Here is a 26,754-nt window from a genome sequence, read left to right as displayed (position 1 = left end):
TATCATATTGAAGTGTAATACGCAATTATTATTCGAACATATTTTCGTTTTTATTGTATACCGGTTACGGCATTACTATCAAAGGATGAGAATTATTATACTATTTGCATTGTGCAGATATGCACACTCCTGCGCTTTCATCTCGGTAATTGAATTGCCGAGGATTCCCGCTTATTGTCCTAAAAATATTGATACCTCCTTCTCTTCGCCACCAAAAAGATAACTGACACCGTCACGGACATATATTCCGCCACGATAATTGCACCCCAGATTCCGTTCAGGCCCAGGAGCAGCGGCAGAATGATAACCGATGCACTTTCAAACACAAGAGTACGCAAAAATGCTATCAGCGCCGAGGTCAGTCCATCTCCCAGCGCCGTAAAAAAGGCGGAACTGAAAATGGAGAAACCGCAGAATAAGAACGAAACCGCATAAATGGAATACGCATGTACCGTCATGTCCAGAAGCCCGGCATCATATCCTACGAAAATAGCTGCCAACGGTGCCGCCATCACCTCGGACAGCAGCAGCATGCTCAGAGACGCCGCCGCGATCAGAAGCACACTGCGCTTTAGCAGGTTATTTAACTCCTTTTTATTTCCTGCGCCGTAGTGATAGCTGATAACTGGAGCTACGCCGGTCGCATAACCGATGAAAATCGCAAGGAAAATAAAATCCACATACATGATGGTTCCGTAAGCTGCGACTCCGTTTTCTCCCGCGTAGCGCATCAGCTGCGCGTTATACAGCATGCCGACAATGGACATGGAAATACTGCTCATCAATTCCGATACACCGTTGGTGCAGGCACGTCTGAGCGCTCCTCCATCCCACTTTGGTCTGCGAAGGCGCAGGCTGCTGCTGTTCTTCCGCAGGAAATAAACCAGCGGTATCGTTCCGCCTATGATCTGTCCCATCGCAGTCGCCATCGCCGCTCCGGCAATTCCCCAATGGAACACTCCCATGAACAGAACATCTCCCGTCATATTGAGCACACCCGAAATGATCGTTACAATCAGCCCCAGCTTCGGCTTCTCCGCCGTCACGGAAAGGCTGCCAAACGCATACTGCAGCATTAAAAACGGAAGCGCCACCAGAATGATCCGTCCATACCGGATGCAGTCCGCCAGCATCTCTCCCTTCGCGCCAAGAAAGGCAGCGATCTGCGGTAAAAACAGAATACTGATACCCGCAATTACCAGACCAGAAACAAAGGTCGCAGCGATCAGAAGGGAAAAAATCTCCTGCGCCTTCTCACGCCTGCCCTCGCCCATAATCCGGGCGATCAGGGCACTTCCACCCGTGCCGAACATAAATCCCATGGCACCTACGACCATCAGAAACGGCATAATGAAATTGACCGCCGCAAACGGCGTTTTTCCTACAAAATTCGATACAAAATATCCATCTACCACTCCGTAAATGGAGGTAAAAATCATCATTAAAATAGATGGAATTGTAAACCGGATCAATCTCCCAAAACCGAAATGATCCGATAACTGAATCCTCTGTTCCATAACATTCTCCTGTCAAATTTTTAAGTAATTCTGCCATTATATCACGATTCGCATCTTCGATGCTTACCGCTGCTGACGCAGCTATCGTGATCGCCATTCGCCGTTCGCCATAAATCTGCAAGCAGCTTTCTGGCTCACTTGCGCTCATTATATCATAATTCTTCACATCACAGAACATCACCTGCACCTCTTCTCCCTTGAGCCAAATAAATATTATTCCTACGGTTGATTTTTTCGGAATTATTCTGTATAATGAAAATAAATTTACAATTTAACGCGTTAAACCTCAACGCATTAAATTCAAAAAAGCACAACTTTCACATTAGGGAGGAACTATGTTATGAGCGAATACAAAAAATTAAACATGCCTCAGTCGCTTCTGCTTCTGCTCCTGATCATCGGAGCGGTTGCAGTCTGCATCCGGCTGAAAACGGGCGGACCGATGATTGGACTATTTATGAGCTGGATCATCATCTATCTGTTTTGTAAGGTATTACGCATAAATTATGAGCATGTTGTAAACGGCGCTTACGACGCGATCCGGGTTGTCGTTCCTACCCTGTGCCTACTCATGGCAATTGGCGTCATGATCGGTACCTGGCTGCAAAGCGGCACGATTGCAACCATCATTGTCGGCGGTTTAAAACTGATCAACCCGACCTGGCTGCTGCCTCTGACCCTGATTTTCTGTGCCGTATTAAGCCTTGTGACCGGAACCTCCTACGGTTCCGTCGGCAGTGCCGGTGTTGCCATGATGGCAATCGGCAACGCGATGGGCATCCATCCTGGCATGGTGGCAGGTGCTGTCATCTGCGGCGCGATGTTCGGTGACAAATTAAGCCCGCTTTCCGACACAACCAACCTGGCTCCAGCGGTTGCTGGTTCTAAATTAAACGACCACGTGCGTTCCATGCTCTGGACCACGCTTCCGACCTTTGTCATCAGCCTGGTTCTCTTTGTAATTCTTGGCATCAGCCAGACTTCAGGGAACTATGAAACTGGAAATCTTCTGACATACATCGATGCCCTGCAAGGTGAGTTTAAACTTGGCTTCATCACTCTGCTGCCAGCCATCGCAATCATTATTCTGCTTTTATGCAAAGTAAACGCGGTTGTCTCCCTTGGTCTTTCCGCCATCTGCGCCGGAGCTGTCTCTTTCTTCTATCAGGGCGCAACTTTGCAGAGTATCATCCGTGTTGCTTACAACGGATACAGTACCAGCATTGAGGAAGGTATTTTACAGACCATCTTAAACCGCGGCGGTATGAGCAGCATGCTTCAGTATGTGGCAATCATCTGCTTTGCAGTTGGTATGGGCGGTATGCTGGATCGCCTCGGCGTTCTCGGCAATCTCTTAAACGCCATCGTAAATCACATCAACAGCGATGGCAGCCTGATTGCAGCAAGCCTTTTAGTCGGCTATGTAACCAGCTTAATCAGCTGTTCCCAGCCGATGTCCCACGTCCTGACTGGAAATATGATGAAACCGCTGTTCAAATCCAGAAAAATCGCACCGGAAATCCTTTCCCGTACCCTTGAGGACGCAGGTACTTTATCCGGTCCGATGATTCCGTGGCACGGTTACTGTGTATACATGTCTGGAACCCTCGGCGTTGCCTGGTCAGTATTCTTCCCATACCTGTTCTTACTGTACTTAACACCTTTGTTCAGTATTTTCTATGGATTTACGGGAATCTCCATCCGGCATACAGACGACGCTCAAAATTAAACCTTTCACTTGATGAAAACAAAATGATCGAAACATATATGCAGCCTTTGACACGGTGTTTACCTGTGCAAAGGCTGAACACATCTAATTTGCCCGAACTATTTTCATGATTTCGCGCAAAATATATTACATATGAATTTAGGAGATGAATATTTATGATGGAAACAAAGCTTGTACTTCTCGGAACCGGCACCCCGAACGCCTGCCCGAATGCCAGCGGTCCTTCTTCCGCAGTTGTCGTAGGCGACCGCGCTTATCTTGTAGATTTTGGTCCTGGCGTTGTCCGTCAGGCGGCGAAAGCATACCAACAGGGAATTGATGCCCTGCGCCCGGACCGGCTGATGATCGCATTCTGCACACATCTGCACACCGACCACACGGCCGGCTATCCGGATCTCATTTTTACCCCGTGGGTGCTGGAACGCCCGAAGCCGCTGAAAGTATTCGGTCCAAAAGGCATCCAGAACATGACCGAACATATTTTAAAAGCATATGAGACGGACATCGACTTCCGTATCCACGGCTTTGAAAAAGCCAACGAAAATGGCTACAAAGTCGAAACTACCGATATCCAGCCTGGTATCATTTATCAGGATGACCGCGTGACGGTTGAGGCATTTCCAGTCAGCCACGGTACGCTTGAAAGCTACGGATTTAAGTTTACAACGCCGGATAAGGTGATCGTGATCAGCGGTGACACGGCTCCGCTTGAGATCGTGGCGCAGAAAGCGGAAGGCTGCGATATTCTCCTCCATGAGGTCGAGTACACCGCCGGACTCTCCGCCAGAGAGCCAAAATGGCAGAAATACCACCAGGAAGTTCACACTCTCAGCGTTGATCTGGCAAAGATTGCCGCCAAAGCGCACCCGCGGCTTCTGGTTACCTACCACCGTATCTATCACATGGAAATCCAGGACAACACCCGCGATGTCGAGGCTGAGATGGCGCGCAGAAACACCGCCATTTTGCAGGAAATCCGTGATGCCGGATATGAAGGTGCCGTTGTAAATGGACAGGATTTAGATGTATTCTAAGAAAAATTTAAGGGGCTGTGAAATAAGTCCCTAAACAAAATGGGGATGTAAAAACTCAATCGAATTTTTTTACATCCCCATTTCGTTTTATCTTCTACGCCAGCATCATCCGGTCATTATCAAATGCCTTCTTCTTTTTCTCCGCATAACAGTCTAAAAGGTCATTCACCCCCATTTTCGCTCTCTCCTCACCGCCCAGATCCAGGATGATCCGCCCTTCATCGAGCATGATCGTCCGATTTCCGGTCGTGAGCGCCTGCGACAGATTGTGGGTGATCATCAGCGTCGTCAGGTGGTTTTCCGACACAATCGACCGCGTGATCTCCATGACCTTATCCGCCGTCGCCGGGTCAAGCGCCGCTGTGTGCTCATCCAGAAGAAGGAGCTTTGGCATGACAAGCGTACACATGAGAAGCGTCACAACCTGTCTCTGACCACCTGACAGAAGCCCTACCTTCGTCTTCATACGGTTTTCCAGATCCATATGGTACTTCTCAAGCTCTGTCCGGAATAGATCCTTTTCCTGTTTGCGGACCGCACTTCGAAATGGCTTCCGATCCTTCCGGGTATATGCCAGCGCCAGATTTTCCTCGATCGTCAGATGCGGCGCCGTTCCTTTCATCGGATCCTGGAACACGCGCCCGATCTGGCGCGCCCTGCGGTGCTCCGACAGAAAAGTGATATCCTGACCATCCAGGAAAATCTGTCCCTGATCCAGCCAGTAATTGCCGCAGATCGCATTAAAAAGCGTCGATTTTCCCGCTCCGTTGGAACCGATGATCGTCACGAACTCCCCATCATCCAGATGCAGGTCCAGTCCGTTCAAAGCGTGGTGCTCGCTCGCCGTACCAGCGGAAAATACTTTGGTTGCCTGTTTTACATCTAACATAGTACATCTCCATCTTTTATCCCTGTTTGTAACTGCTTTCCAGGTTATTGTTCACACATATCTCTTTCTCTCGTCCGCTTCATCTTTAAAAGCCCCATCTGATAACGGATCGCCGGAAGCGCCAGCGCCGCCGCTACGATGCACGCTGATACCAGTTTTAACGCATATGCCGGAAAAATCTGGCTCTTGGTTGCCGCTGCGATGATATAACGGTAGATGATCGAACCGAAAATCGAGGAAAAAAATCCGATTTCCAGACCTCTTTTTCCAACAATCACCTCGCCAATGATGACCGATGCTAGGCCTACGACCAGCATACCGGAACCGGAGTTTACATCTGCAAATCCCTGATACTGGGCAATCAGACCGCCGCTGACCGCTACCAGTGCATTGCTGAATGCCAGCGCCGTGATTTTCATCGCGTCTACATTGATGGAGGACGCGCTCACCATCGCCTCATTATCGCCAGTCGCCCGGATGCAGAGTCCCAGATGCGTCCGGAAGAAAAGAATCAACAGCACCAGGCAGACTGCTGCTGCCGCGATCGCAATCACGAGTCTTGCCGCCTCTTTTGAAAGTCCCAGGCTTTCTGCCGCTTTAAATACGGTCGGAACATTGATGAGGGAAATATTCGGGCTGCTTCCCATCACAATCAGGTTGATGGTGTAAAGCCCGCACATTGTGAGTATGCCAGCTAATACCGCATGAATCCCCATCTTCGTCTGGAGTACGCCTGTCACACAGCCAGCCAGCGCCCCGGCCACAGCTGCTGCCACAATCCCGGCAACCGGATGCCCCGCCAGCGTGCAGACTGCCGAGGCTGCCAGTCCCAGCGTAAAACTCCCCTCCGCCGTCAGATCCGGAATATTTAAAATGCGGAATGTGACGTATATTCCAAGCGCCAGTATTCCATATAAAAATCCCAACTGCAGGGATCCGATCACCAGTGTCATGTGTGCTTCCTCCTATTTTCAAGTTCGTTTGTAATTACTCCGCAAATTTCCACAATCAATGAATGTGTGTACCAGCCAGACTGCTATATATCTTACTCCGCATCCTTTACAAAGGTTGCCTCTTTCTGCACCTCATCCGAGAATGTGATTTCCAGTGCATCGGCTGTATCCTGATTGATTACCATATTGGAAGCCGGTACCACAACAGCTGCAATATCCTCCATCGCAGTTCCATTTAAGTATTCCAGTGCCATATCTGCGGTCTGTGCGCCGATCTCGGTATCGCTGATCGCAATCGTTGCAAATGCACCGGAATCAACCATAACAGCGGAGCTTCCATATACCGGAATCTTCGCATCTCTTGCCACTTCCGTTACCATCGGCATTGCACTCTGGATGACACTGTCATTCGGTACGAAAATCGCGTCAACCTCGCCCGCTAAAGACTGTGCCGCCTGCTGTACTTCAGATGAGTTCGTAACAACCGCCTCTTTATAAGAAAGTCCCTGATCGTCTAAATATTTTTTTGCATTCTCCACGGTGCTGACGGAATTGATCTCGCTTGTATTATACAACATTCCGTAGGTCTTACAATCTGGTGTCAGCTTATCGCTCAGTGCGAAAATATCCTCAACCGGAATCGCATTGGAAGTACCGGTTGCATTCTTATCCGGCTTTTCCATATCGGTAATGACACCCGCGCCGACCGGATTGGAAACAGCGATAAAGAATACCGGAATATCCGTCTCCAGGTTTACCATCGCCTGGGTCGCCGGAGTCGCAATCGTTGCAATCAGGTCAACACCGCTGTCTGCCATCTCCTGGCAGATGGTATTCAGCGCTGCCGCATCGCCCTGTGCATTTTTGTAAACAATATCGACTTTACCACCTGTATATTTTTCAGTCAGCTCCTCCGAGAAACCATCGCGCATATCTGCAAATGCACCGTTATCAATCATCTGGATCACTCCAACCTTGATATCGCCCTTTGCCTCGCTGGCTGCTGTCTCCGATGCATCTCCATTTTCAGAAGCCGCCTCAGAATCCGCCGCTGCTGTCGTCTCTGCCGCATTCGAGCCGCCACAGCCTGCCATCGTCAGTGCCATTGCCGCTGCCATCGCTGCTGCTGTGCCTCTTTTTGCCATCATTCCAAATCCATTCATTTTTTTCATAATACTCTCCCTTTCCGCCATCCTGGCTCTTGCTGATTTTGATTCCCAACGAAATATAAAATCCCCGGCGCAGACAAACTCCTGCGCCGGGGACGAATAAACAAACATCGTGGTGCCACCCCTGTTCTCAGACCTTCAAACTTTATATATAAAAAGCAGATATTCTCACACAATGGAAAATATCTGCCATCCAGTCTGACTCATTCTACGGTACGGAAAACATAGACGTGATTGATAATGCGAAATCAGATATGCTCTCGATACCCTCCCCTTTAACGCAGAGCTACGGCTGCAGCTACTCGAATCACTCTTTCACCTCGCATCTCCCAAATCCATTCCATACAGCCCTTCATACCGGTTTCCACCAAGCCCGGCTCTCTGTGATGTACCTCTGTATGTACTCGTTTTGTTCATTGACTTTGTAGTGTCGTATTTAATTTTTTCATAGTTTACCACTATGTTTTTAAGTTGTCAACCCTATTTTCGAATTTTTCTTTATCATCGGCAAAATCGGGTTACTGTTCACAGGTAGGCACTTTTGGAACCGAAAGTGCCGTAAGAAAACGTGGTGGCAGCAGGAATTTGCCGTATTTAAATGCGAAGCCACGGCAAATTCCGTTACTGGGCACGTATGCGTGAACAGTAACAAAATCGGCTGCCCGCGCGTTGCTGTACGGCACTTACAGTTTCAAACGTGCCAATTTGCGAGGATATATTAGAACAATACTTCTCCGATAATCTCCACCGCATCGCTGATGCAGTCCGGACAGGCACGCAGCACATTTCCCGTTTCCACACCCTTCAAATCCCTACAGACCACGCTCTGGTTCTTCTCAAGGAAACGCGCGATGCACTCTCTGGCATCCTTATAAGAAACCGCCTTCGAATTCGCCAACTCCAGATCCCCGATACTATCCTTCAGCCCCGCCAGCACAGCCGCCGCCGAAATGGCCCCACAGGTACCATTCATGCCGCCCATGCCAAGACCAAGCCCCTCCGTCACCTTAAACAGCGCCACCTTGTCCAAATCCACCTTATCCGCAAACGCACACGCCACCGACTGGGCACAATTATACCCCATTGCATGAAACTGAGCCGCCTGCTGCTGACGCGCTGAAATCTCCTCTTTTGTCATACTGATACCTCCTAAAATTTTCTTAATCTGCTAAATTTTTTATATTGTACTATTTATGCCAATTATAACATACATTCCCACTTTTTAAACACCCCAAAAAGCATACAACATACAGCGCCAGAAGCCAAATGCCCTCCGTTGCATTTGCAGGAGTCTTGGTAACTCTTGGCTCGCAGAGATTTGTGTTAGAGTTCAAAATACACCTGTCTGAGCGAAGCGAGTTTGTATTTTGGACTCTGCTTTTAACAAATCTATGCAAGCCTAGTGTTACCGGCTCCGAAACCGCAACGGAGGGCATTTGGCTTCTGGCGCGTCACCTTGCCATTTTTATGCATTTCTATATATTTCTATTTCATCAGCGTAACCATAACCGCCTTCTGGGCATGCAACCGGTTTTCTGCCTCTTCAAAGATCTCTGACGCATGTTCTTCAAAGATCTTCTCGGTAATCTCCTGTCCACGGTAAGCCGGCAGACAGTGCATTACCATCGCCCCCGGTTTTGCCGCAGCCATCAGCTCGTCATTGATCTGATATCCCTGGAATGCCTGCTGGCGGATCTTCTTCTCTTCTTCCTGACCCATGGAAGTCCATGTATCTGTGATGACAACGTCTGCATTTTCCACTGCCTTGATCGGATCATTTACCAGTGTAAATGCGTCATTGCCAGCTGCGAAATCCAGCACTTCTTTCGCCGGACGGTAATTATCCGGAGTTGCGATAGATACCTGCATATCCGATTTCAGACCGCCTACGATCAGGGAGTTCGCCATGTTGTTGCCGTCGCCGATGTAACACATCTTGAGCCCTTTCAGTACGCCGTATTTCTCACGGATCGTCATCAGATCAGCCAGTACCTGGCACGGATGGCAGAAATCAGTCAGACCGTTGATGATCGGGATAGAACCGTATTTTGCCAGATCCTCCACTTCTTTCTGCTCGTAGGTACGGATCATGATGCCGTCCAGATAACGGGAGAGTACGCGTGCGGTATCCTGTACCGGCTCACCGCGTCCGATCTGTAAGTCGCGGGAGGAAAGGAACAGTGCCTGTCCGCCGAGCTGGAACATACCTGTCTCAAACGAAACTCTGGTACGGGTGGATGACTTCTGGAAAATCAGACCGATGGATTTGCCCTCCAGAAGACGATGTGAAATGTGATGTTTCCGCTCATATTTTAACTGATCTGCCAGATCCAGAATCGAGGTAATCTCCTCCGGTGTGCAGTCCAACAGCTTTAATAAATGCTTCATGTCTAAAATACCTCCCTCATAGCAGCGATTGCCTCGTCCATCTCCTCTTTCGTGATGACAAGCGGCGGAAGCAGACGGATCGCCTCTGTACCGGCTGTCAGGACCAGGACGCCTTTCTCCATCAACTGACTGACCATCGCAGCTCTCTCGTCTTTGTCCACTACGATGCCTAACATCAGTCCCATGCCACGAACGGTTTTTACCTTCGGAGAACCGATCGCTAAAATCTCCTTTTTCAGGTACTCGCCCTTTTCCTGAACCGATTTCAGGAATTCCGGCTTATTTACGATATCTAATACGGTATTGGCAGCCGCACAGCAGAGCGGATTGCCGCCGAAGGTTGTACCGTGCGTACCGGCGCCCAGTACATCCTGGCATTTCTTATCCGCCATGACAGCACCGATCGGAACACCGCCGCCGAGCCCCTTTGCCATACTGATGATGTTCGGCTGAACGCCGTACTGCTCATAGCAGAACAGGCTTCCGGTACGTCCGATGCCCGTCTGAACCTCGTCAATCAGAAGCAGGATGTCCTTCTCCTTGCAGATCTCGGCAGTTGCCTGTACAAATTCCTTATCAAGCGGAAGGACGCCGCCCTCGCCCTGAATCATCTCCATCATGACAGCGCAGGTCGTACCATCGATCTTGCACTTCATGTCTTCGATATCATTGGCTGCCGCATAATCAAATCCTTCCGTAAATGGGAAGAAATACTGATGAAACTTGTCCTGTCCGGTTGCCTTTAATGTCGTCACGGTACGTCCGTGGAAAGACTGTTTCAGCGTAATAATCTTATTTCTTCCCTCGCCGTATTTGTCAAAGGAATACTTTCTTGCCAGCTTGATCATACCCTCGTTGGCCTCCGCACCGGAGTTTGCAAAAAAGATTTTTCCCATTCCGGCTGCATCGACCAACTTCTTTGCTGCCTGCACCATAGGCTCGGTGTAATACAGGTTGCAGGCATGCATCAGCTTATGTGCCTGCTCCGATACCGCAGTCGTCAGCGCCTCGTTGTCATGGCCAAGACTGTTGACACCGATGCCAGAGGTCAGATCAATGTATTTCTTTCCGTCCGTATCCCACAGCGTCGCGCCTTTTCCGTGATCCAGCGCAATCGGGAAACGTCCGTATGTGTGCATAATATAAGTTTCTTCGCCCTGTTTGATTTCTTCAAATGTCATAAAAATCCTCCATGCATCTTTCAAACTTTGTTTACGAGAACATGGTTCCTACACCGTCATCGCTCAAAAGCTCGACCAGAATCGAGTGCGGCACACGACCATCCTGGATATTGGCACGTTCTACACCCTGGCGCACTGCCTCAACGCAGCAATCTACCTTCGGAATCATGCCGCCGGAGATCACGCCCTCTTTGATGAGTGCCGGAACCTCGGAAACTTTCAGTCTCGGAATCAATGTCGAATCGTCTTTCGGATCGCGCATCAGACCGCATACATCCGTCAGAAGAATCAGTTTTTTCGCTTTCAGTGCCACCGCCAGCTTCTCCGCTGCCGTATCTGCATTGATGTTATAGTTTGTCTCCTCGTCCATGCCTGCTGCCACGGAGGAAACAACCGGGATAAAGCCCTCATTTAAAACATCGAGAACGACTTTCTCATTGACTTCTTTAATATCTCCCACATAGCCGTATTCCGTTCCATCCGGATCGACTAACTGGATCGCCTTGAAGAGTCCGCCGTCCATGCCGCCCAGACCAACGGCATGTCCGCCTGCTTTCTCAAACAGGGAAACAAGGTTTTTGTTAACCTTGCCGCAGAGAATCATCTGGACAATATCCATCGTCTCGCGGTCTGTGTAGCGCAGACCTTTGACAAATTTAGACTCTTTTCCGGTTTTTTTGAGCATCTCCGAAATCTCCGGACCGCCGCCGTGTACCAGCACGACCTTGATTCCTACCAGATTTAAAAGGACGATATCCTCGATCACCGCCTGCTTTAAATCTTCATTAATCATGGCGTTTCCGCCGTATTTTACAACGATAATTTTACCTGCATATTCCTGAATATAAGGCAGTGCCTCTACCAGGACTTCTGCGCTCATTTTTGATCCTGTTTTCATCACGTCCGATAATCTCCATTAATCTTCACATAATCATAGGTCAAATCGCATCCCCAGCAGGTAGCTCTTCCGCTGCCTTCCTGAAGTGTTACATTGATCTCCACTTCATCCTGGCTTAAGATTTTCTTTGCCAGATCTTCATCAAAATCAAGTCCTCTGCCGTCCTCACAGACCGCAATGCTGCCCTCTTTGGAAGCAAACTCGACTAACACTTTCTCCGTGTTAAACTCAGCTCCGGAATAGCCCATCGCGCAGAGAACGCGTCCCCAGTTCGCATCGGAACCGAACATTGCTGCTTTGGTCAGGGAAGAACCGGCGATGGATTTTGCCAGTACCTCGGCTGTCTCCTCGTCCTTCGCTCCCTTCACGGTACAGGTCATCAGCTTGCTTGCGCCCTCGCCGTCTGCCGCAATCTTACGAGCCAGATCCTGCATGACTGCCTGCAATGCCTCGCAGAATGCCTCGTATGCCGGACCTTCTGCAGTAATCTCCGCATTGCCAGCCATACCATTTGCCAGAACGGTACACATATCGTTGGTGGAGGTATCGCCGTCAACGGTCACACGGTTGAAGGTACGTTTTACATTGAATAACAGCGCCTTGCGGATCATCTCGCTACTGACTGCACAATCGGTTGTGATGAAGCACAGCATCGTTCCCATATTCGGGTGGATCATGCCGGAACCTTTGCAGATACCGCCGATGTGGCAGGTTGTTCCATCTATATCAAATTCAACAGCGATCGTCTTCACTTTTGTATCGGTCGTCATGATCGCTTCTGCAGCTACCAGGGAGTTGTCATATTTCATCTCCATCTCGCCTGCATGAGCCTCGATCGCCTCAACCGGAAGCGTCTGACCGATGACGCCGGTCGATGCTACGATTACATTTTCCTCCGAAACGCCCAGCGCACGAGCGCCTGCCTTTGCCTGTCTTCTTGCATTCTCCATGCCAAACGGAGCGCACGCGTTCGCATTTCCGGAATTGACAATAACCGCCTGTGCCTTTCCGTCGGCCAGATGTTCCTTTGTCAGTAAAATCGGCGATGCCTTGACGCGGTTGGTCGTATAAACCGCCGATGCGTTGCAGACACAGTCCGAAAGGATCATCGCCAGATCCTTTTTTGTATGAGATTTGCGGATTCCGCAGCGCATCGCACCCGCTTTAAATCCTTTTGCAGCACAAACGCCGCCTTCGATTATCTTCATATGACATTCCTCCTGTCATTTTTAATGTACTCTCGGAATCTTTCTGTGCTTGATTTTGTGAGATGTTTTTTTGTCAGTTGTGCCCAAATTTCTGAGGCGTACGCGGTGCGTACGTTGATGAAATTCGGGTGCGGCTGGCGGAAAATCAGCCACAAAAGCAAGTGCAGAAAGACTCCGAGAGTACATTTTTATATAACTTCGCGTCTATAGTCCCCCGCAGCTATTTTATGGTTTTATCTCTCAACCCCAAAATATCTAAAAAAACCATCTGCCATTCTTTTATTATAGCACCTTTCTATAATGCCAGTCCAGTTGTCTCCTCAAATCCAAGCATCAGGTTCATGTTCTGAACGGCCGCGCCTGAAGCACCCTTTCCAAGATTATCAAAGAGCGCCGTCACCATGGTCTGTTCCCCGTGACCATTGACAATCAGCTCCAGACTGTCTCGGCCTGCCATATCTGCCGCCGCGATCATACCGTCATATCCAAACGGATGTACCTTAATGAGTTTCTGTCCGTCATACCAGCCAGCCAGCTTCTCATAGATATCTTCCGCGGTCGGCCCGCCGTTTAAGAGGCGGTTCTGAAGCTGGATCGTGACTGCCATTCCTTTATAGTAGTCATCCACGATCGGACTAAAGACCGGCGGATAATCAAGTCCGCAGACCTTCTGCATCTCCGGTAAATGCTTATGTTTCAGCGTCAGACCATAAATACGGGGTGCGAAATAGCTCTGCGGCTTCTCCGGCGATTCATACTCGGCAATCATCTTTTTGCCGCCGCCGGAATAGCCGGTCAGGGAAAAGACTGTCATCGGATAATCCTTCGGGATGATTCCCTGCGCCACCAGCGGATAAACAGAAGTGATAAATCCAGTTGCATGGCAGCCTGGATTCGCCACCCGGCTGGACGTTTTGATCGCCTCGCGGTGCTCCTTTGAAAGTTCTGCCATGCCGTACGCCCATCCTTTGGCTGTCCGGTGCGCGGTAGATGCATCAATGATGCGCGCCCCAGAACCTTCCGCCAGTGCAACTGCCTCAACCGCTGCCGCATCCGGCAGGCACAGGAATACGATATCCGCCGCATGAATCAGCTTTCTTCGCTCTTCCGTGTCCTTGCGCTTTGCCTCATCGATCAGAAGCAGCTCGATGTCCTCTCTTTTTGCCAGACGATCGTAAATCTGCAGCCCGGTTGTTCCTTCTTTTCCGTCTATATAAATCTTCGGTTTCGCCATTGTTCGTCCCCCGTTTCCTGTCCTACTCCTGAACCTTGTGTTCGCTCACAAACTTCTCAATCACCGAAATCTGGCGGGTTACTTCTTCCGGAGCCGGTCCGCCGATTACCTTACGTCCACGTACACAGGTCTTCAAATCAATCGCTTCATATACATCATTTTCAAAGACATCGGAATGTGTCTTGTACTCTTCCAGTGTCAGATCGGCTAAGGACTTGTCCTCGCGTACACACTGGGCTACCAGCTGTCCGACGGTCTTGTATGCGTCACGGAACGGCATTCCCTTCTTGGTCAGGTAATCTGCACAGTCCGTTGCGTTGATGAAGCCTTTCAGAGCCGCTTTCTTCATATTGTCTTTCAGGATCTGCATCGTGGAGAACATTGGAGTCAGCACGCGCAGGCACTGTTTTACGGTGTCAATCGCATCAAAGACTGCCTCTTTGTCTTCCTGCATATCCTTGTTGTATGCCAGCGGAATACCCTTTAACATGGTAAGAAGGGTAAACAGATCGCCGTACACGCGACCGGTCTTGCCGCGGACCAGCTCGCAGACATCCGGATTCTTCTTCTGCGGCATGATGGAGGAACCGGTTGAAAATGCGTCATCCAGCTCTACAAACTTGAACTCCCAGGAACACCAGGAAATAATCTCCTCAGAGAAACGGGACAGATGCATCATCAGAATGGATAACGCTGCCGTCAGCTCTACGCAGTAATCACGGTCGGAAACACCGTCTAAGGAGTTGTTGGTCACTCTGGCAAATCCAAGCTGCTGGCGTACAAAATCACGGTCGATCGGATAAGTCGTGGAAGCCAGCGCGCCGGATCCGAGCGGCATATCATCCATGCCCTCTAAGCAGTTTTCCAGACGGATTACATCACGGCGCATCATATTGGCATATGCCATCATATAATGTCCAAATGTAACTGGCTGTGCACGCTGCAGATGTGTATAACCCGGCATAACAGTTTCCAGATTGTTCTTTGCGCTCTCGCAGAGTGCTTCCATGAAATCGAGAATTTCCTTTTTGATCGCCACGATCTCTTTCTTCACGTAAAGACGCATATCCAGTGCAACCTGATCATTTCTGGATCTCGCCGTGTGAAGACGTTTTCCGGCATCGCCGATGCGCTCGGTCAGAATCTGCTCTACATTCATATGAATATCCTCATAATCCTGTGAGAAATGAATCTTACCTGCCTCAATATCCGCTAAGATACCTTTCAGTCCTTCGATAATCTTGTCTGATTCTTCCTTCGCAATGATGCCCTGCTTGCCCAGCATAGCCGCATGGGCCATGGAGCCTGTGATATCTTCCTTATAAAGACGACAGTCAAAGGAAATCGATGAGTTAAAATCATTTACCTCCAGATCTGTCTCTTTTCCGAATCGTCCTGCCCATAACTTTGCCATAAGTGTAAACTCCTTTTTATTCTCTGATTTAGAACCAATGCGACCATTGGAACCGGCAGATACCGGAAAACCAATGGTCACCATCGGCTGCGGGCTTGTCGCCTGCAGATTATTTATTATTTTCCTAAATTATTCTACGCTCGGAAAATGCTCGCCGGTCTTTGCTGCCAGAACTTCGTCGTTCAGGGCGCGAACCTTGATCGGAAGTCCGAACAGGTTGATGAATCCAGCGGAATCTGCCTGGTTGTAGCAGTCATCCTCATCAAATGTAGCCATGCCTGCAGAATACAGGGTGTATGGAGATGTAACAGATGCCGGAATGATGTTGCCCTTGTAAAGTTTCAGTTTTACATCACCGGTTACGGTCTCCTGTGTGGAATCAACAAACGCGCTCATTGCTTTGCGCAGCGGTGTGTACCACTGACCATTGTATACTAACTCAGCGAACTTGAGAGCCAGCTGCTGTTTGTAGTGCTGTGTCTCTTTGTCCAGAGTGATTTCTTCCAGTTTCTCATGAGCCTTGTAAAGGATAGCTCCGCCAGGAGTCTCATATACACCACGGCTCTTCATGCCAACCAGACGGTTCTCTACAATATCCAGAAGTCCGCAGCCGTTCTCACCGCCTACCTTGTTCAGAACCTCGATTACCTTCTCTGCATCCATCTCCTCGCCGTTTACACTGGTCGGAACACCTTTCTCGAAGTGGATGGTTACATAAGCAGCTTTATCCGGTGCATTCTCCGGAGATACGCCTAACTCAAGGAATCCAGGTTTGTTGATCGGAGCCTCGTTTGCCGGATCCTCCAGATCCAGACCCTCATGGGACAGATGCCACAGGTTCTTATCCTTGGAGTAGTTGGTCTCTTTCGTAATCTTTAACGGAATGTTGTGAGCCTCTGCGTACTCGATCTCTTTTTCACGGGAATTCAGTTCCCAGAAACGCCACGGAGCGATAACATCCATCTGCGGAGCAAATGCCTTGATAGCCAGTTCGAAACGAACCTGATCGTTTCCTTTACCGGTACAGCCGTGGCAGATAGCGTCTGCGCCCTCTTTCTTCGCAATTTCAACGATTCTCTTAGCGATAATCGGACGAGCGAAGGAAGTACCTAACAGGTAATGCTCATAAGTAGCGCCAGCCTTCATGGTCGGGATGATGTACTCATCTACGAACTCTTTCTTCAGATCCTCGATGTACAGCTTGGAAGCACCTGTCTTTAATGCCTTCTCTTCCAGACCATCCAGCTCCGCACCCTGACCTACGTCAGCGGAAACTGCGATAACCTCACAGCCATAGTTTTCTTTCAGCCACGGGATTAAAACCGATGTGTCCAGACCGCCTGAATATGCAAGAACAATTTTATTATATTTCTTAGCCATTTTTCATTTCCTCCAATCATTTGCCTGCGTGACGCTTTTTTCTTTGTCTGCCCGGTCAAACAAGACCGGCAGATTTATATGCCTCACGTGAAATTACCCAGATTATACCTCCTTGATCCTAATTATGCAATACTTTTTTTGCATTTTTATGAATAATTTTTGTATAAAAACGTGTTTTATGCATTTTTCATGTGTTTTATGCATAAAAATAACATTTACGGACTTCATTTATATGCTATGCTACATGATAGGTATAAGTATTATAAATAAGTGGTACTGTGTGTGTACAGTAACATGGTACTGCCCTTCCTGCATTCTAAAATATGCATCTTGATTTAAAATGTCAAAATTGCTATTATAATGTAAGAATAAAATGAAAGCATTCGAAAGGATAAAAACCATGACGATCAATGAAAAAGCACTCGAACTTCATGAAAAATGGAACGGCAAGCTCGATACCGTCTCCAAAGTACAGGTAAAAACCAGAGAGGATCTGGCTCTGGCATACACACCGGGCGTTGCAGAACCATGTAAGGTAATTGCAGAAGATCCGGAAGCTGCATACCGCTACACCATCAAGTCCAACACTGTAGCCGTTGTCTCCGACGGAAGCGCCGTTCTGGGACTTGGCAATATCGGACCGTTAGCAGCTATGCCGGTTATGGAAGGAAAAGCCGTTCTGTTTAAAGAGTTCGGCGGCATCAATGCATTCCCGATCTGCCTCGACACACAGGACACCGAGGAGATCATCGAGACAGTTGTCCGCATTGCCCCGGCATTCGGCGGTATCAACCTGGAGGACATCTCCGCACCGCGCTGCTTTGAGATCGAGGAACGTTTAAAGAAACTGTTAAACATTCCGGTTTTCCACGATGATCAGCACGGAACCGCCATCGTCGTACTGGCAGGTATCATCAACGCCCTGAAAGTAACCGGCAAGAAGAAGGAAGACTGCCGAGTTGTTGTCAACGGCGCCGGAAGCGCAGGCGTTGCCATCACCAAACTGCTCTTAAACTACGGATTCCCGCATATCACCATGTGTGATAAGACCGGTATGCTCTGCAAGGGCATGGAAGGGCTTAACTGGATGCAGGAAAAGATGGTCGAAGTTACCAACTTAGAGCACAAGACGGGCACACTTGCCGATGCATTAAAAGGCGCTGACATCTTCGTAGGCGTGTCTGCTCCGGGCATCGTTTCCCAGGAGATGGTTGCTTCCATGAATAAGGATTCCATTCTCTTCGCAATGGCAAACCCGGTTCCGGAGATCATGCCGGATCTGGCAAAAGCTGCTGGTGCAAGAGTCGTAGGAACCGGACGTTCCGATTTCCCGAACCAGGTCAACAACGTTCTCATCTTCCCAGGCATCTTCCGCGGCGCTCTGGAAGGACGTGCAACCGCTATCACCGAAGAAATGAAACTGGCTGCTGCCAACGCAATTGCTGCTCTGGTTGATGACAGCGAATTGAGCGACGAGAACATTCTTCCGGCAGCATTTGATCCGCGTGTAGCTGACGCTGTTTCCAAGGCTGTGAAGGAACACATTAAGAAATAAACGTAACAATTCAAGCGATTCTCGCATTTACCGTAAGAACCGCACAAAATTTACACAGTTACGAAATAATAATAAAGGAGTTTTTCCATGCTGGCTGAACCGATGACACTTTACAAACTGATGAATCTCTATATGCTGCACCAGGTCAATTTTCCGCTGACCAACGCGCAGCTCTCCAATTTTTTCCTGGATCGTGAGTACACCACGTATTTCACACTCCAGCAGGCCTTGAACGAGCTTCTGGATGCAGGTCTGGTAAAAAAGGAGACGATGCGGAACAGCTCCCGCTATGAGATCACTAAGGAGGGCGAGGAAACGCTGGAATTTTTCGGCAAAAACATCTCTCCTGCCATCGTCAGCGACATGGATGAATACCTGAAACAGAACCGCTTCCGCATGCGAAACGAGGTAGGACTGATCTCCGATTTCTATAAATCGACCAATCAGGACTACATCGTTCACTGCGAGGTGCGGGAAGGAAAAGCCGTTCTTGTCAATCTCGATATCTCCGTTCCGGATAAGGAGCAGGCGGAAATCATGTGCAATCACTGGAAGGATCGAAGCCAAGAGATTTATGCTTATGTGATGAAATCTTTGATGAGTGAGCATGGGGTGGAGAAAAAATAAAGACGATAAAAAATCGCATACGAGACGAAAAAGAGAGTCCTCCGCGTGATTGCAAAATCACACGGAGGACTCTCTTTTTCTGTTTAGTTTCAAGCAAAAAACAAGGTCTGCGTCTGACATTTTATGCCTTTTTGCAAACCTTGTCTTTTCTTTCCATTTATATTACTTTTTCTAGATCTATAACAACACCATAAAAAGCTCTATTACTCTACCGTAACACTCTTCGCCAGGTTTCTAGGCTTATCTACATCCAGTCCCTTCGATACACTTACATAATATCCCAGCAGCTGCAGCGGCACAACCGCTAAGCTCGGTGTGAAGTGCTCGTCAGTCTTCGGTATATAGACTGCGAAATCGACGGTGTCTTCAATATTGTAGTTGCCTGCAGTTGTGAGTCCCATGAGGTAGGCGCCGCGGCATTTTACTTCTACCATGTTGCTGATCATCTTCTCATACAGGGCTTCCTGGGTCAGGATGCTGACTACGAGGATACCATCCTCAATCAGGCTGATGGTTCCGTGTTTTAATTCTCCGGCTGCATACGCTTCGGAATGGATGTAGCTGATCTCTTTTAATTTCAGGCTACCTTCCATGCTGACTGCGTAGTCGATGCCGCGGCCGATGAAGAACACGTCTTTTGCATTGGCATATTTCGCTGCGAACCACTGGATGCGTTCTTTGTCATCTTCGAGCAGCTTCGCGATCTGATCCGGCAGTTCCTGCAGGGCTGCAAGGAGTTCTTCATATTTTTCTTCTGTGATCGTACCGCGCACATGGGCAAACTGCACGCCCAGAAGATATCCGGCAACCAGCTGTGTGCTATATGCCTTGGTGGTCGCCACCGCAATCTCCGGACCTGCCAATGTGTAGAAAATATGATCTGCCTCACGCGCAATCGTGGAACCTACTACATTGACAATCGCCATCGTAGGAACGCCCTGGCTCTTTGCCAGACGCAGGGCTGCCAGGCTGTCGGCTGTCTCGCCCGACTGGCTGATGATGATAACCAGACTGTTCTCTTCCAGAATCGGGTTCCGGTAACGGAACTCGGAAGCCAGCTCGACGCGGACCGGAATACGCGCCAGATCTTCGATCACATACTGCGCTGCCACGCCTGCATGGTAAGCAGAACCACACGCTACGATATAAATACGCTTTAACGAACGAATGACATCATCGGAAAGTCCCGCCTCGGTCAGGTCAATATGACCATCGCGAATGACTGAATTTAATGTATCCCGAACCGCACGCGGCTGTTCATGGATCTCCTTAATCATGAAATGCTCATAACCTCCCTTTTCAGCAGCTTCTGCATCCCACTCAATCGTCACAAGTTCTTTCTGAATCTCTTCCTGATCAATATTATAGAAAGTAACCTCTCCCTTATGTAAGCGTCCCAATTCCTGATTGCCGATATAGTATACCTTGCGGGTATATGGAAGCAGGGGCGGAACATCCGACGCGATAAAGGATTCACCCTCGCCTACTCCGATGATCATCGGGTTATCCTGACGGGCTACAAAGATCTCCTCCGGATAATCCTTAAACATAACCGCCAGTGCATACGTGCCACGGATACGCATCATCGCACGCGCCATCGCATCGAGCGGTCCCTCGTTGTATTTCTTATAATAATGATCGATCAGCTTTACAGCCACCTCTGTATCAGTATCTGAATAAAACGTATATCCATTTTTAATCAGTTTTTCGCGAATTTCCTGATAGTTTTCGATAATACCATTGTGAACCGCTACCACGCTGCGGTCATCCGTGCAGTGCGGATGTGCATTGTTCTCAGACGGCTCCCCGTGTGTCGCCCAGCGGGTATGACCGATACCGCAGTTGCCCCGCATTGCGCGTCCATTGTCTGTTTTCTCTGCCAGCGCGCGCAGACGTCCCTTCGCCTTTACAACCTCCGGTACACGTTCTCCGTCTCTGACTGCCAGACCTGCTGAATCGTATCCACGATATTCAAGCTTCTCCAGACCCGCTAATAAGATCGGAGCCGCCTGCTGGTCTCCTGTATATCCTACGATACCACACATACAATTATTCCTCCTTTTTCCAACCAGGCGAGCCGCTGCCATCATACCGCCTCAGACACTCCCGCCTTCGTATCTCTATCTCAAGAATATGATAAATCTATTGATTCTTCAAAATAGAATCTTCTATAAAATATGTCGTTTATCCCTAAATAGCGCCTGACCGGCACCTTCGATATAGACTTTCTTCTCAGTCATGTACATATTCTGTCTCATTATACCAAAAAAGAATCTTCTTGTCAGCATTTGCTGTAATATTTTCGTCAGTCATCATATAAACACATCTCTTTTCAAAACCATCCGCCATAAGCAGTCACATATTTCTTCTGCATATCTACCTGTAAAATAACGATTGTCCACGACAACTATTTTTTATACAGGAGGTTTCATCATGAAAAACGAAACAATGTACTTTAACGATCTTCTTTCCATCTGGCTGGAAAAGCAGAAACAGGCGCGAGCCCTGTCTACCTATGTGAAATACCGGCATCTGGCAGACCGTTATATCTCCCCTTATTTTAGAGCCATCCAGCTTTCAGAGGTCGATCTGCCTATGCTTCAGACATTCCGCAATTCCCTTTTATCCCCGGATTCCCTGCATCCGCTTGGGAACGGAACTATCCGCTGTATTCTTCTGCTCGTCAACTCCATTCTGCGTCTTTCCTATGAAACCGGGCAGACAAACGGCATTCTCTATCTCCCGCCCCGTCTTCCAAAAAAGCGCCCTGAAGTACCTGTTTTTACCCTTCAGGAACAGGAACAGCTCGAACACTATCTAACTGCCCATACAGGAATCTCCGAAGCCGTCATCTATCTGGGACTCTATACAGGGCTGCGGGTTGGAGAACTCTGCGCCCTGCGTTGGGAAAATATTCATTTTTCCGATCGCTATCTCCATGTCCGACACACGGTACAGCGCCTGACGCGCCTTGACACAACCCATAAATCAGAACTCATTTTATCCGGTCCCAAAAGCATCTCCTCCAACCGTTTGGTTCCCCTGCCCGCTTTCCTTCTGCCGATCCTACAGCCATATTCTCATCCGGAACACCCGGATTATTTTCTGCTGTCACAATCTGCCAGCTCCCCGATGGATCCGCGAACCTTCCAGAATCACTACCAGCGCATTCTATCACAAGCCGGACTGCGCTATCTGAATTTTCATGCAATCCGGCACACGTTTGCCACCCGCTGTATCACAAATGGCATGGATCCCAAAACGCTCAGCGAAATTCTGGGACACTCCGATTTGAAAGTCACGCTTGAATACTATTTTCATTCCTCTCTGGAATTCAAGAAAGAACAGATCGACCGCCTTACTGCTCTTTTTCCGGCCGTCCATACTTCTCTTCCAGATATGCCACATAATATGACGGATTAAAATCTTCCCCCGTCATATCGCGCAGGATCTGACGGCTGTCCTTCAATTTGCCATACTGGTGAATATTTTTCCGCAGATATTCGCGGATTTCTCCCAGGTTTCCAGCCTCCAGTAGTTTTTCTACCGGCAATTCCTTCTTCATCTGGTGATAAATCTGCGCGCCAAAGGCATTTCCTAATGCATAGGACGGAAAATAGCCGATCGATCCCTGTGACCAGTGAATATCCTGCAGTACGCCCTCCCGATCCGTGGACGGGCGTACTCCCAGGTATTCTTCATACTTATCATTCCAGATCTGCGGCAGTTTCTCCACCTCCAGATCCTCCTCAATCAGCATTTTCTCAATTTCATATCGCACCAGCACATGCAGCGGATAAGAAAGCTCATCCGCTTCCGTCCGGATCAGCCCCCGAACGGTTCTATTAACCGCCGCCAGAAAATCCTCCAGACTCGTCTCCGTCAGCGGGCTTCCAAACATCTGCGCCACTTTTCCATAAATCGGTTTCCAGAATGCATGGCTGCGCCCCACGATATTTTCAAAGAAACGGGACTGGCATTCATGCATTCCCATCGAAGTTCCCTGCCCCACCAGCGTCTGTGTCAGGTCATCCCGGATGCCAAATTCATAGATAGCATGTCCCGTCTCATGCAGCACGGAAAAAATCGAAGAATCAATCCGTTTCTGATAATGCGTCGTGATCCGTACATCATGATTGTGCAGATTCGTCGTAAACGGATGGGCGCTGAGTGCCAGTACTCCCCGGTCAAAATCAAAGCCCTCATACTCTGCTAGGAAACGCGCCGCCTCTGCCTGCGCCGCCTCCGGATAATCTGCGGATAAAAAGGCGTCCGGAACCGTCTTCGAGCGATCTGCCGATTCTTTCAAAAGCGGCACGATTTTCCCTTTCATCAGCTCAAAAAATGGATCTAACATCTCCATATTAAAACCTTTTTCGTAGGTATCCAGCATCACATCGTAAAGCTTCTGTCCCGGCTTTGCCCGGTACGCCGCAAATTTCTTCTGATAGGAAATAATCTCCTTCAAAACAGGGGCAAATGAAGCAAAATCATTTTTCTCTCGCGCACGCGTCCAGATTCCCGTCGCACGCGCCGTAAGTTCTGCATACGCACGGTATTCCTCCGGCGGAATGCAGGAAAGCCGCTCCTGCTCCTCGGCTGCTTCCCGGAGAATTGCCGACTGCACCTCATCAAATACGCCCGCATTCTCTTTTTCTGCCTTCTGGCAGACATCCAGCAGCTCCTTAAAACGCATTGACGCCAGAATCTCCTGATACTGCTCCGAAAGTGAACCTATCACCCGCGCGGTATGCTCCGCTGCACCCTTCGGCGCCAGCGTCTCATCATCCCACTCAAACAAAACCATCGACGTCTGAAGCGCCATCGCCCGCTCCAAAAGAGACTGCAGCTCCTCAAACTGTTTTTTTACATTCTGATTCTTCTGTTCTGTCTGTGCCATTTTCCTGCCTCCTGTCTTTTTTTCGTAATTCTATCATCCAAATTCTGTGTATTTTTAGGTTCCGCTGCACATATGCCTGCATTCTTTTGTAATATGAGCCATTTCCATCTTCATCATACCAGATTTTCTTTCTTCTGTTTCTTATATCTTTCTTATGATTTTTTACAGTTCACACATTGTGCAAACTGTAACAGGATTTTCTCATGATGCCTTATGTGACTTTCCAATCTTGCATAATCATGCAAAACGCGGTATACTAAAACCAGTTTAAATCATATGCATAAAGCTGGTTCCCGGCACACGGATATACGCCACGAATCAACTTCCATGCACACACCAGGACAGGAGGGATTGCAGATGATCGAAGCAACGAGCTGCGGCGGTGTGGTTATATTTCGGGGAAAATTACTCGTTCTTTACAAAAACTACCGGAACAAATACGAAGGCTGGGTTCTTCCCAAAGGAACCGTAGAACCGGGCGAAGACTTCAAGCAGACCGCCCTCCGGGAGGTTCATGAGGAGACTGGCGTCGCCGCCTCCATCATCAAGTACATTGGCAAAAGCCAGTACACCTTCAACACCCCTCAGGATACCATCGAAAAGACCGTGCACTGGTATCTGATGATGGCGGACAGCTACTACAGCAAGCCGCAGCGCGAAGAATACTTCGTCGATTCCGGCTACTACAAATTTTACGAAGCCTACCACCTTCTGAAATTTTCCAACGAAAAACAGATCCTGGAAAAAGCCTACAATGAATATCTGGATCTGAAAAAGGCAAATTTGTGGGGGAATCGGAAATACTTTTAATCACAAGAACAAAGAGGCTGTTGCAAAATCATTACCAAAAATAGATGATTGAGCGGCAGCTTCCATTTCTCTGCCCGCTAATCTGGGTTAAAATTCGCGGTTTTCCTGTTAAAAAAGGCTTTTCGGTAATTTCCTATGAAACAAAAAAACACCCCGTCCGCTGCACAAAGCCAACGAACAGGGTATTAAAAAGGGGAGGATAAGTATTCAAAAATTTCTCTTTTGTGATACTAACAGTATGACCCGTTTCTGTTATTCTATACATCAATCTCCAAATTTTTATACGCCTTTTATCTGCTTCCGAGTATCCGGTTTTCATATTATTTATCATACATACCTTTTTCCCTTGCTTTCTTCCTCTCTTTCCGTTACAATAGATACGTTTTGAGTTGTACTTTTTAATTTATTTTTACCTCTATGAAAAATACAACTCCAGCAAATCATTTTATGTACATTTTTATATTGATTTGAAACTTTTTATATCATAAACCTTGTACTTACCTCACAAAAAGGAGATTTACCTTATGAACAAGAAAAACATCTTAGTCGGACAGTCCGGCGGACCGACCGCGGTTATCAACGGGAGCCTTTACGGTGTTATCTGCGAAGGTGCGCGCCACAGCGATGCGGTTGGCTGCGTCTACGGTATGATCAATGGAATCGAGGGCTTTCTCGCGGATTCTTATATGAACCTTTCAGAAACACTCTCCGATGACGATCTGGAACTTCTTCGCCTGACTCCGGCGGCGTATCTGGGTTCCTGCCGTTTTAAACTCCCTGAGAACCTCTCCGACAGCTTCTACCGCGTCCTCTTTGAAAAACTGGAGCGGCTGGACATCGGCTATTTCTTTTACATCGGCGGCAACGACTCGATGGACACCGTCAGCAAGCTTTCCCGCTATGCGGCGCAGATCAAAAGCCCGATCCGCTTTATCGGCATTCCCAAGACGATCGACAACGATCTCGTCCTGACCGATCACACGCCGGGATACGGCAGCGCTGCCCGCTATGTCGCTGCATCCGTCCGTGAAATTGCGCTGGACGCCTCTGTCTATCAGCAGAAATCGGTCACCATCGTTGAGATCATGGGACGCCATGCCGGATGGCTGACGGCTGCCTCTGCCTTAGCACGCAAGGAAGCCGGTGACAATCCGCTCTTAATCTATCTGCCGGAAGCTCCATTTGAGCTGGCACAATTTAATGACGACTTAAAGAAAGCGTTTGAAAAGACAGCGAATGTCATCGTCTGCGTCTCCGAGGGCATCCGCGACCACGGCGGTCGTTTTATCTGCGAATATTCAACCGAAGCCCAGGTCGACACCTTCGGTCACAAAATGTTAGCCGGATGCGGAAAAATTCTGGAAAATTATGTCCGCAACCAGTTCGGCGTCAAGGTGCGCTCGGTCGAGCTCAACGTCAACCAGCGCTGCTCCGGTCTCACCGTTTCCGCTACTGATCTGAATGAGGCCGAGATGGCAGGCCGTTTCGGTGTCCAGGCAGCTCTGGACGGCCATACTGGGCAGATGGTGGCATTTGAGCGTGAGACTGATACAGCTGCTTCTGAACCTGTTCATGCAGCTGCTGCCGTTTCAAACGCTGCAGACTTAGGCGCAGCATCCGCTTCATGCGTAAAACATCGTAACACTGTATATAAAATTCATCCAGTTCTCAAGGATGTCAATCTGATCTGCAATCAGGAAAAGAAAGTACCTGCTGAGTGGATCACGAAAAACGGTACCGATGTCAGCGATGATTTCCTGGCTTACTCGCAGCCGCTGATCCAAGGGGACGTTTCCCATATTATGGAAAACGGACTTCCAAAATATTTGTACCGCAAATAGTCCGTCACACAGTATAACTGCTTCATC

The 26,754-nt window shown here is 48.7% G+C and carries 21 protein-coding genes and 1 other annotated feature; of the genes, 7 read left to right on the top strand and 14 right to left on the bottom strand.

Features of this window, described 5'->3' with window-relative positions; translation table 11 throughout:
• Nucleotides 1-179: 179 nt before the first annotated feature.
• Entirely contained in the window at nucleotides 180-1,517 is a 1,338-nt protein-coding gene (locus DWV73_RS08920) for an MATE family efflux transporter (RefSeq protein WP_117796466.1), read from the bottom strand.
• Nucleotides 1,518-1,857: 340 nt separating this feature from the next.
• On the opposite strand from DWV73_RS08920, the gene nhaC reads away from it, so the two are divergent.
• Both nhaC and DWV73_RS08910 read left to right on the top strand, forming a co-directional pair.
• On the top strand, nucleotides 1,858-3,246 hold the full coding sequence (gene nhaC, locus DWV73_RS08915) for a Na+/H+ antiporter NhaC (RefSeq protein WP_117796465.1): 1,389 nt from the start codon (nucleotides 1,858-1,860) through the stop codon (nucleotides 3,244-3,246).
• Between the two features lie 155 nt (nucleotides 3,247-3,401).
• Nucleotides 3,402-4,280 carry an MBL fold metallo-hydrolase gene (locus DWV73_RS08910; protein ID WP_022358555.1) on the top strand — a complete coding sequence of 293 codons (879 nt, stop codon included), beginning with the start codon at nucleotides 3,402-3,404 and terminating at the stop codon, nucleotides 4,278-4,280.
• Nucleotides 4,281-4,374: 94 nt separating this feature from the next.
• Here DWV73_RS08910 and DWV73_RS08905 read toward each other — a convergent pair whose 3' ends face one another.
• The 11 genes from DWV73_RS08905 to DWV73_RS08855 all read right to left on the bottom strand — a co-directional run bounded on the left by DWV73_RS08905 (nucleotide 4,375) and on the right by DWV73_RS08855 (nucleotide 16,994).
• Nucleotides 4,375-5,169 (bottom strand): ATP-binding cassette domain-containing protein, encoded by a 795-nt coding sequence (locus DWV73_RS08905; RefSeq protein ID WP_117796464.1) that lies wholly within the window; start codon nucleotides 5,167-5,169, stop codon nucleotides 4,375-4,377.
• 44 nt (nucleotides 5,170-5,213) lie between these two features.
• Nucleotides 5,214-6,122: an ABC transporter permease gene (locus DWV73_RS08900; protein ID WP_117796463.1), complete on the bottom strand. Its 909-nt coding sequence runs from the start codon at nucleotides 6,120-6,122 to the stop codon at nucleotides 5,214-5,216.
• A 92-nt stretch (nucleotides 6,123-6,214) separates the two neighbouring features.
• Nucleotides 6,215-7,294 (bottom strand): ABC transporter substrate-binding protein, encoded by a 1,080-nt coding sequence (locus DWV73_RS08895; RefSeq protein ID WP_242995778.1) that lies wholly within the window; start codon nucleotides 7,292-7,294, stop codon nucleotides 6,215-6,217.
• 85 nt (nucleotides 7,295-7,379) lie between these two features.
• Nucleotides 7,380-7,717, bottom strand: a binding site (T-box leader).
• Nucleotides 7,718-8,009: 292 nt separating this feature from the next.
• Nucleotides 8,010-8,429: a C-GCAxxG-C-C family protein gene (locus tag DWV73_RS08890; RefSeq protein WP_117796462.1), complete on the bottom strand. Its 420-nt coding sequence runs from the start codon at nucleotides 8,427-8,429 to the stop codon at nucleotides 8,010-8,012.
• A gap of 347 nt (nucleotides 8,430-8,776) precedes the next feature.
• On the bottom strand, nucleotides 8,777-9,679 hold the full coding sequence (argF, locus tag DWV73_RS08885; RefSeq protein ID WP_022358782.1) for an ornithine carbamoyltransferase: 903 nt from the start codon (nucleotides 9,677-9,679) through the stop codon (nucleotides 8,777-8,779).
• A gap of 2 nt (nucleotides 9,680-9,681) precedes the next feature.
• Nucleotides 9,682-10,860, bottom strand: a complete 1,179-nt coding sequence (locus DWV73_RS08880) for an aspartate aminotransferase family protein (RefSeq protein ID WP_117796461.1) — start codon at nucleotides 10,858-10,860, stop codon at nucleotides 9,682-9,684.
• 31 nt (nucleotides 10,861-10,891) lie between these two features.
• The gene (argB, locus tag DWV73_RS08875) at nucleotides 10,892-11,740 is read right to left on the bottom strand and encodes an acetylglutamate kinase (RefSeq protein ID WP_233430166.1); all 849 of its coding nucleotides are present in this window, start codon (nucleotides 11,738-11,740) and stop codon (nucleotides 10,892-10,894) included.
• A gap of 17 nt (nucleotides 11,741-11,757) precedes the next feature.
• Nucleotides 11,758-12,966, bottom strand: coding sequence for a bifunctional ornithine acetyltransferase/N-acetylglutamate synthase (gene argJ, locus DWV73_RS08870; RefSeq protein ID WP_117796460.1), 1,209 nt, complete (start codon nucleotides 12,964-12,966; stop codon nucleotides 11,758-11,760).
• 295 nt (nucleotides 12,967-13,261) lie between these two features.
• Entirely contained in the window at nucleotides 13,262-14,200 is a 939-nt protein-coding gene (gene argC, locus DWV73_RS08865; RefSeq protein WP_117796459.1) for an N-acetyl-gamma-glutamyl-phosphate reductase, read from the bottom strand.
• A 22-nt stretch (nucleotides 14,201-14,222) separates the two neighbouring features.
• Nucleotides 14,223-15,614: an argininosuccinate lyase gene (argH, locus tag DWV73_RS08860; protein ID WP_022358445.1), complete on the bottom strand. Its 1,392-nt coding sequence runs from the start codon at nucleotides 15,612-15,614 to the stop codon at nucleotides 14,223-14,225.
• Between the two features lie 129 nt (nucleotides 15,615-15,743).
• Nucleotides 15,744-16,994, bottom strand: coding sequence for an argininosuccinate synthase (locus DWV73_RS08855; RefSeq protein WP_117796458.1), 1,251 nt, complete (start codon nucleotides 16,992-16,994; stop codon nucleotides 15,744-15,746).
• A gap of 400 nt (nucleotides 16,995-17,394) precedes the next feature.
• Here DWV73_RS08855 and DWV73_RS08850 point away from each other — a divergent pair, with 400 nt between their 5' ends.
• Together DWV73_RS08850 and DWV73_RS08845 are read left to right on the top strand one after the other, a co-directional pair.
• Complete coding sequence (locus DWV73_RS08850) at nucleotides 17,395-18,549, top strand: NADP-dependent malic enzyme (protein ID WP_117796457.1); 1,155 nt, start codon at nucleotides 17,395-17,397, stop codon at nucleotides 18,547-18,549.
• Between the two features lie 87 nt (nucleotides 18,550-18,636).
• Nucleotides 18,637-19,176 carry a DUF4364 family protein gene (locus tag DWV73_RS08845; protein ID WP_107000108.1) on the top strand — a complete coding sequence of 180 codons (540 nt, stop codon included), beginning with the start codon at nucleotides 18,637-18,639 and terminating at the stop codon, nucleotides 19,174-19,176.
• Nucleotides 19,177-19,379: 203 nt separating this feature from the next.
• On the opposite strand, the gene glmS is transcribed toward DWV73_RS08845, so the two are convergent.
• On the bottom strand, nucleotides 19,380-21,221 hold the full coding sequence (glmS, locus tag DWV73_RS08840; RefSeq protein ID WP_107000109.1) for a glutamine--fructose-6-phosphate transaminase (isomerizing): 1,842 nt from the start codon (nucleotides 21,219-21,221) through the stop codon (nucleotides 19,380-19,382).
• A gap of 388 nt (nucleotides 21,222-21,609) precedes the next feature.
• Here glmS and DWV73_RS08835 point away from each other — a divergent pair, with 388 nt between their 5' ends.
• A complete protein-coding gene (locus DWV73_RS08835; protein WP_117796456.1) occupies nucleotides 21,610-22,599 on the top strand; it encodes a site-specific integrase in 990 nt (329 codons plus the stop codon).
• Here DWV73_RS08835 and DWV73_RS08830 read toward each other — a convergent pair.
• Nucleotides 22,535-24,076: a carboxypeptidase M32 gene (locus DWV73_RS08830; protein WP_117796455.1), complete on the bottom strand. Its 1,542-nt coding sequence runs from the start codon at nucleotides 24,074-24,076 to the stop codon at nucleotides 22,535-22,537. The two genes, DWV73_RS08835 and DWV73_RS08830, sit on opposite strands and share 65 nt — an antisense overlap.
• A 357-nt stretch (nucleotides 24,077-24,433) precedes the next feature.
• On the opposite strand from DWV73_RS08830, the gene DWV73_RS08825 reads away from it, so the two are divergent.
• Together DWV73_RS08825 and DWV73_RS08820 are read left to right on the top strand one after the other, a co-directional pair.
• Nucleotides 24,434-24,886: an NUDIX hydrolase gene (locus DWV73_RS08825; protein WP_022358438.1), complete on the top strand. Its 453-nt coding sequence runs from the start codon at nucleotides 24,434-24,436 to the stop codon at nucleotides 24,884-24,886.
• A 524-nt stretch (nucleotides 24,887-25,410) separates the two neighbouring features.
• Entirely contained in the window at nucleotides 25,411-26,727 is a 1,317-nt protein-coding gene (locus tag DWV73_RS08820; protein ID WP_117796454.1) for a 6-phosphofructokinase, read from the top strand.
• The last annotated feature ends 27 nt before the right edge of the window (nucleotides 26,728-26,754 follow it).

This window comes from Clostridium sp. AF12-41 (genome assembly GCF_003461685.1).
Classification (GTDB): Bacteria; Bacillota; Clostridia; order Lachnospirales; family Lachnospiraceae; genus Otoolea; species Otoolea fessa.
The sequence above is the reverse complement of the archived record's forward strand: the minus strand, read 5'-3'. Positions and strand labels throughout refer to the sequence as shown.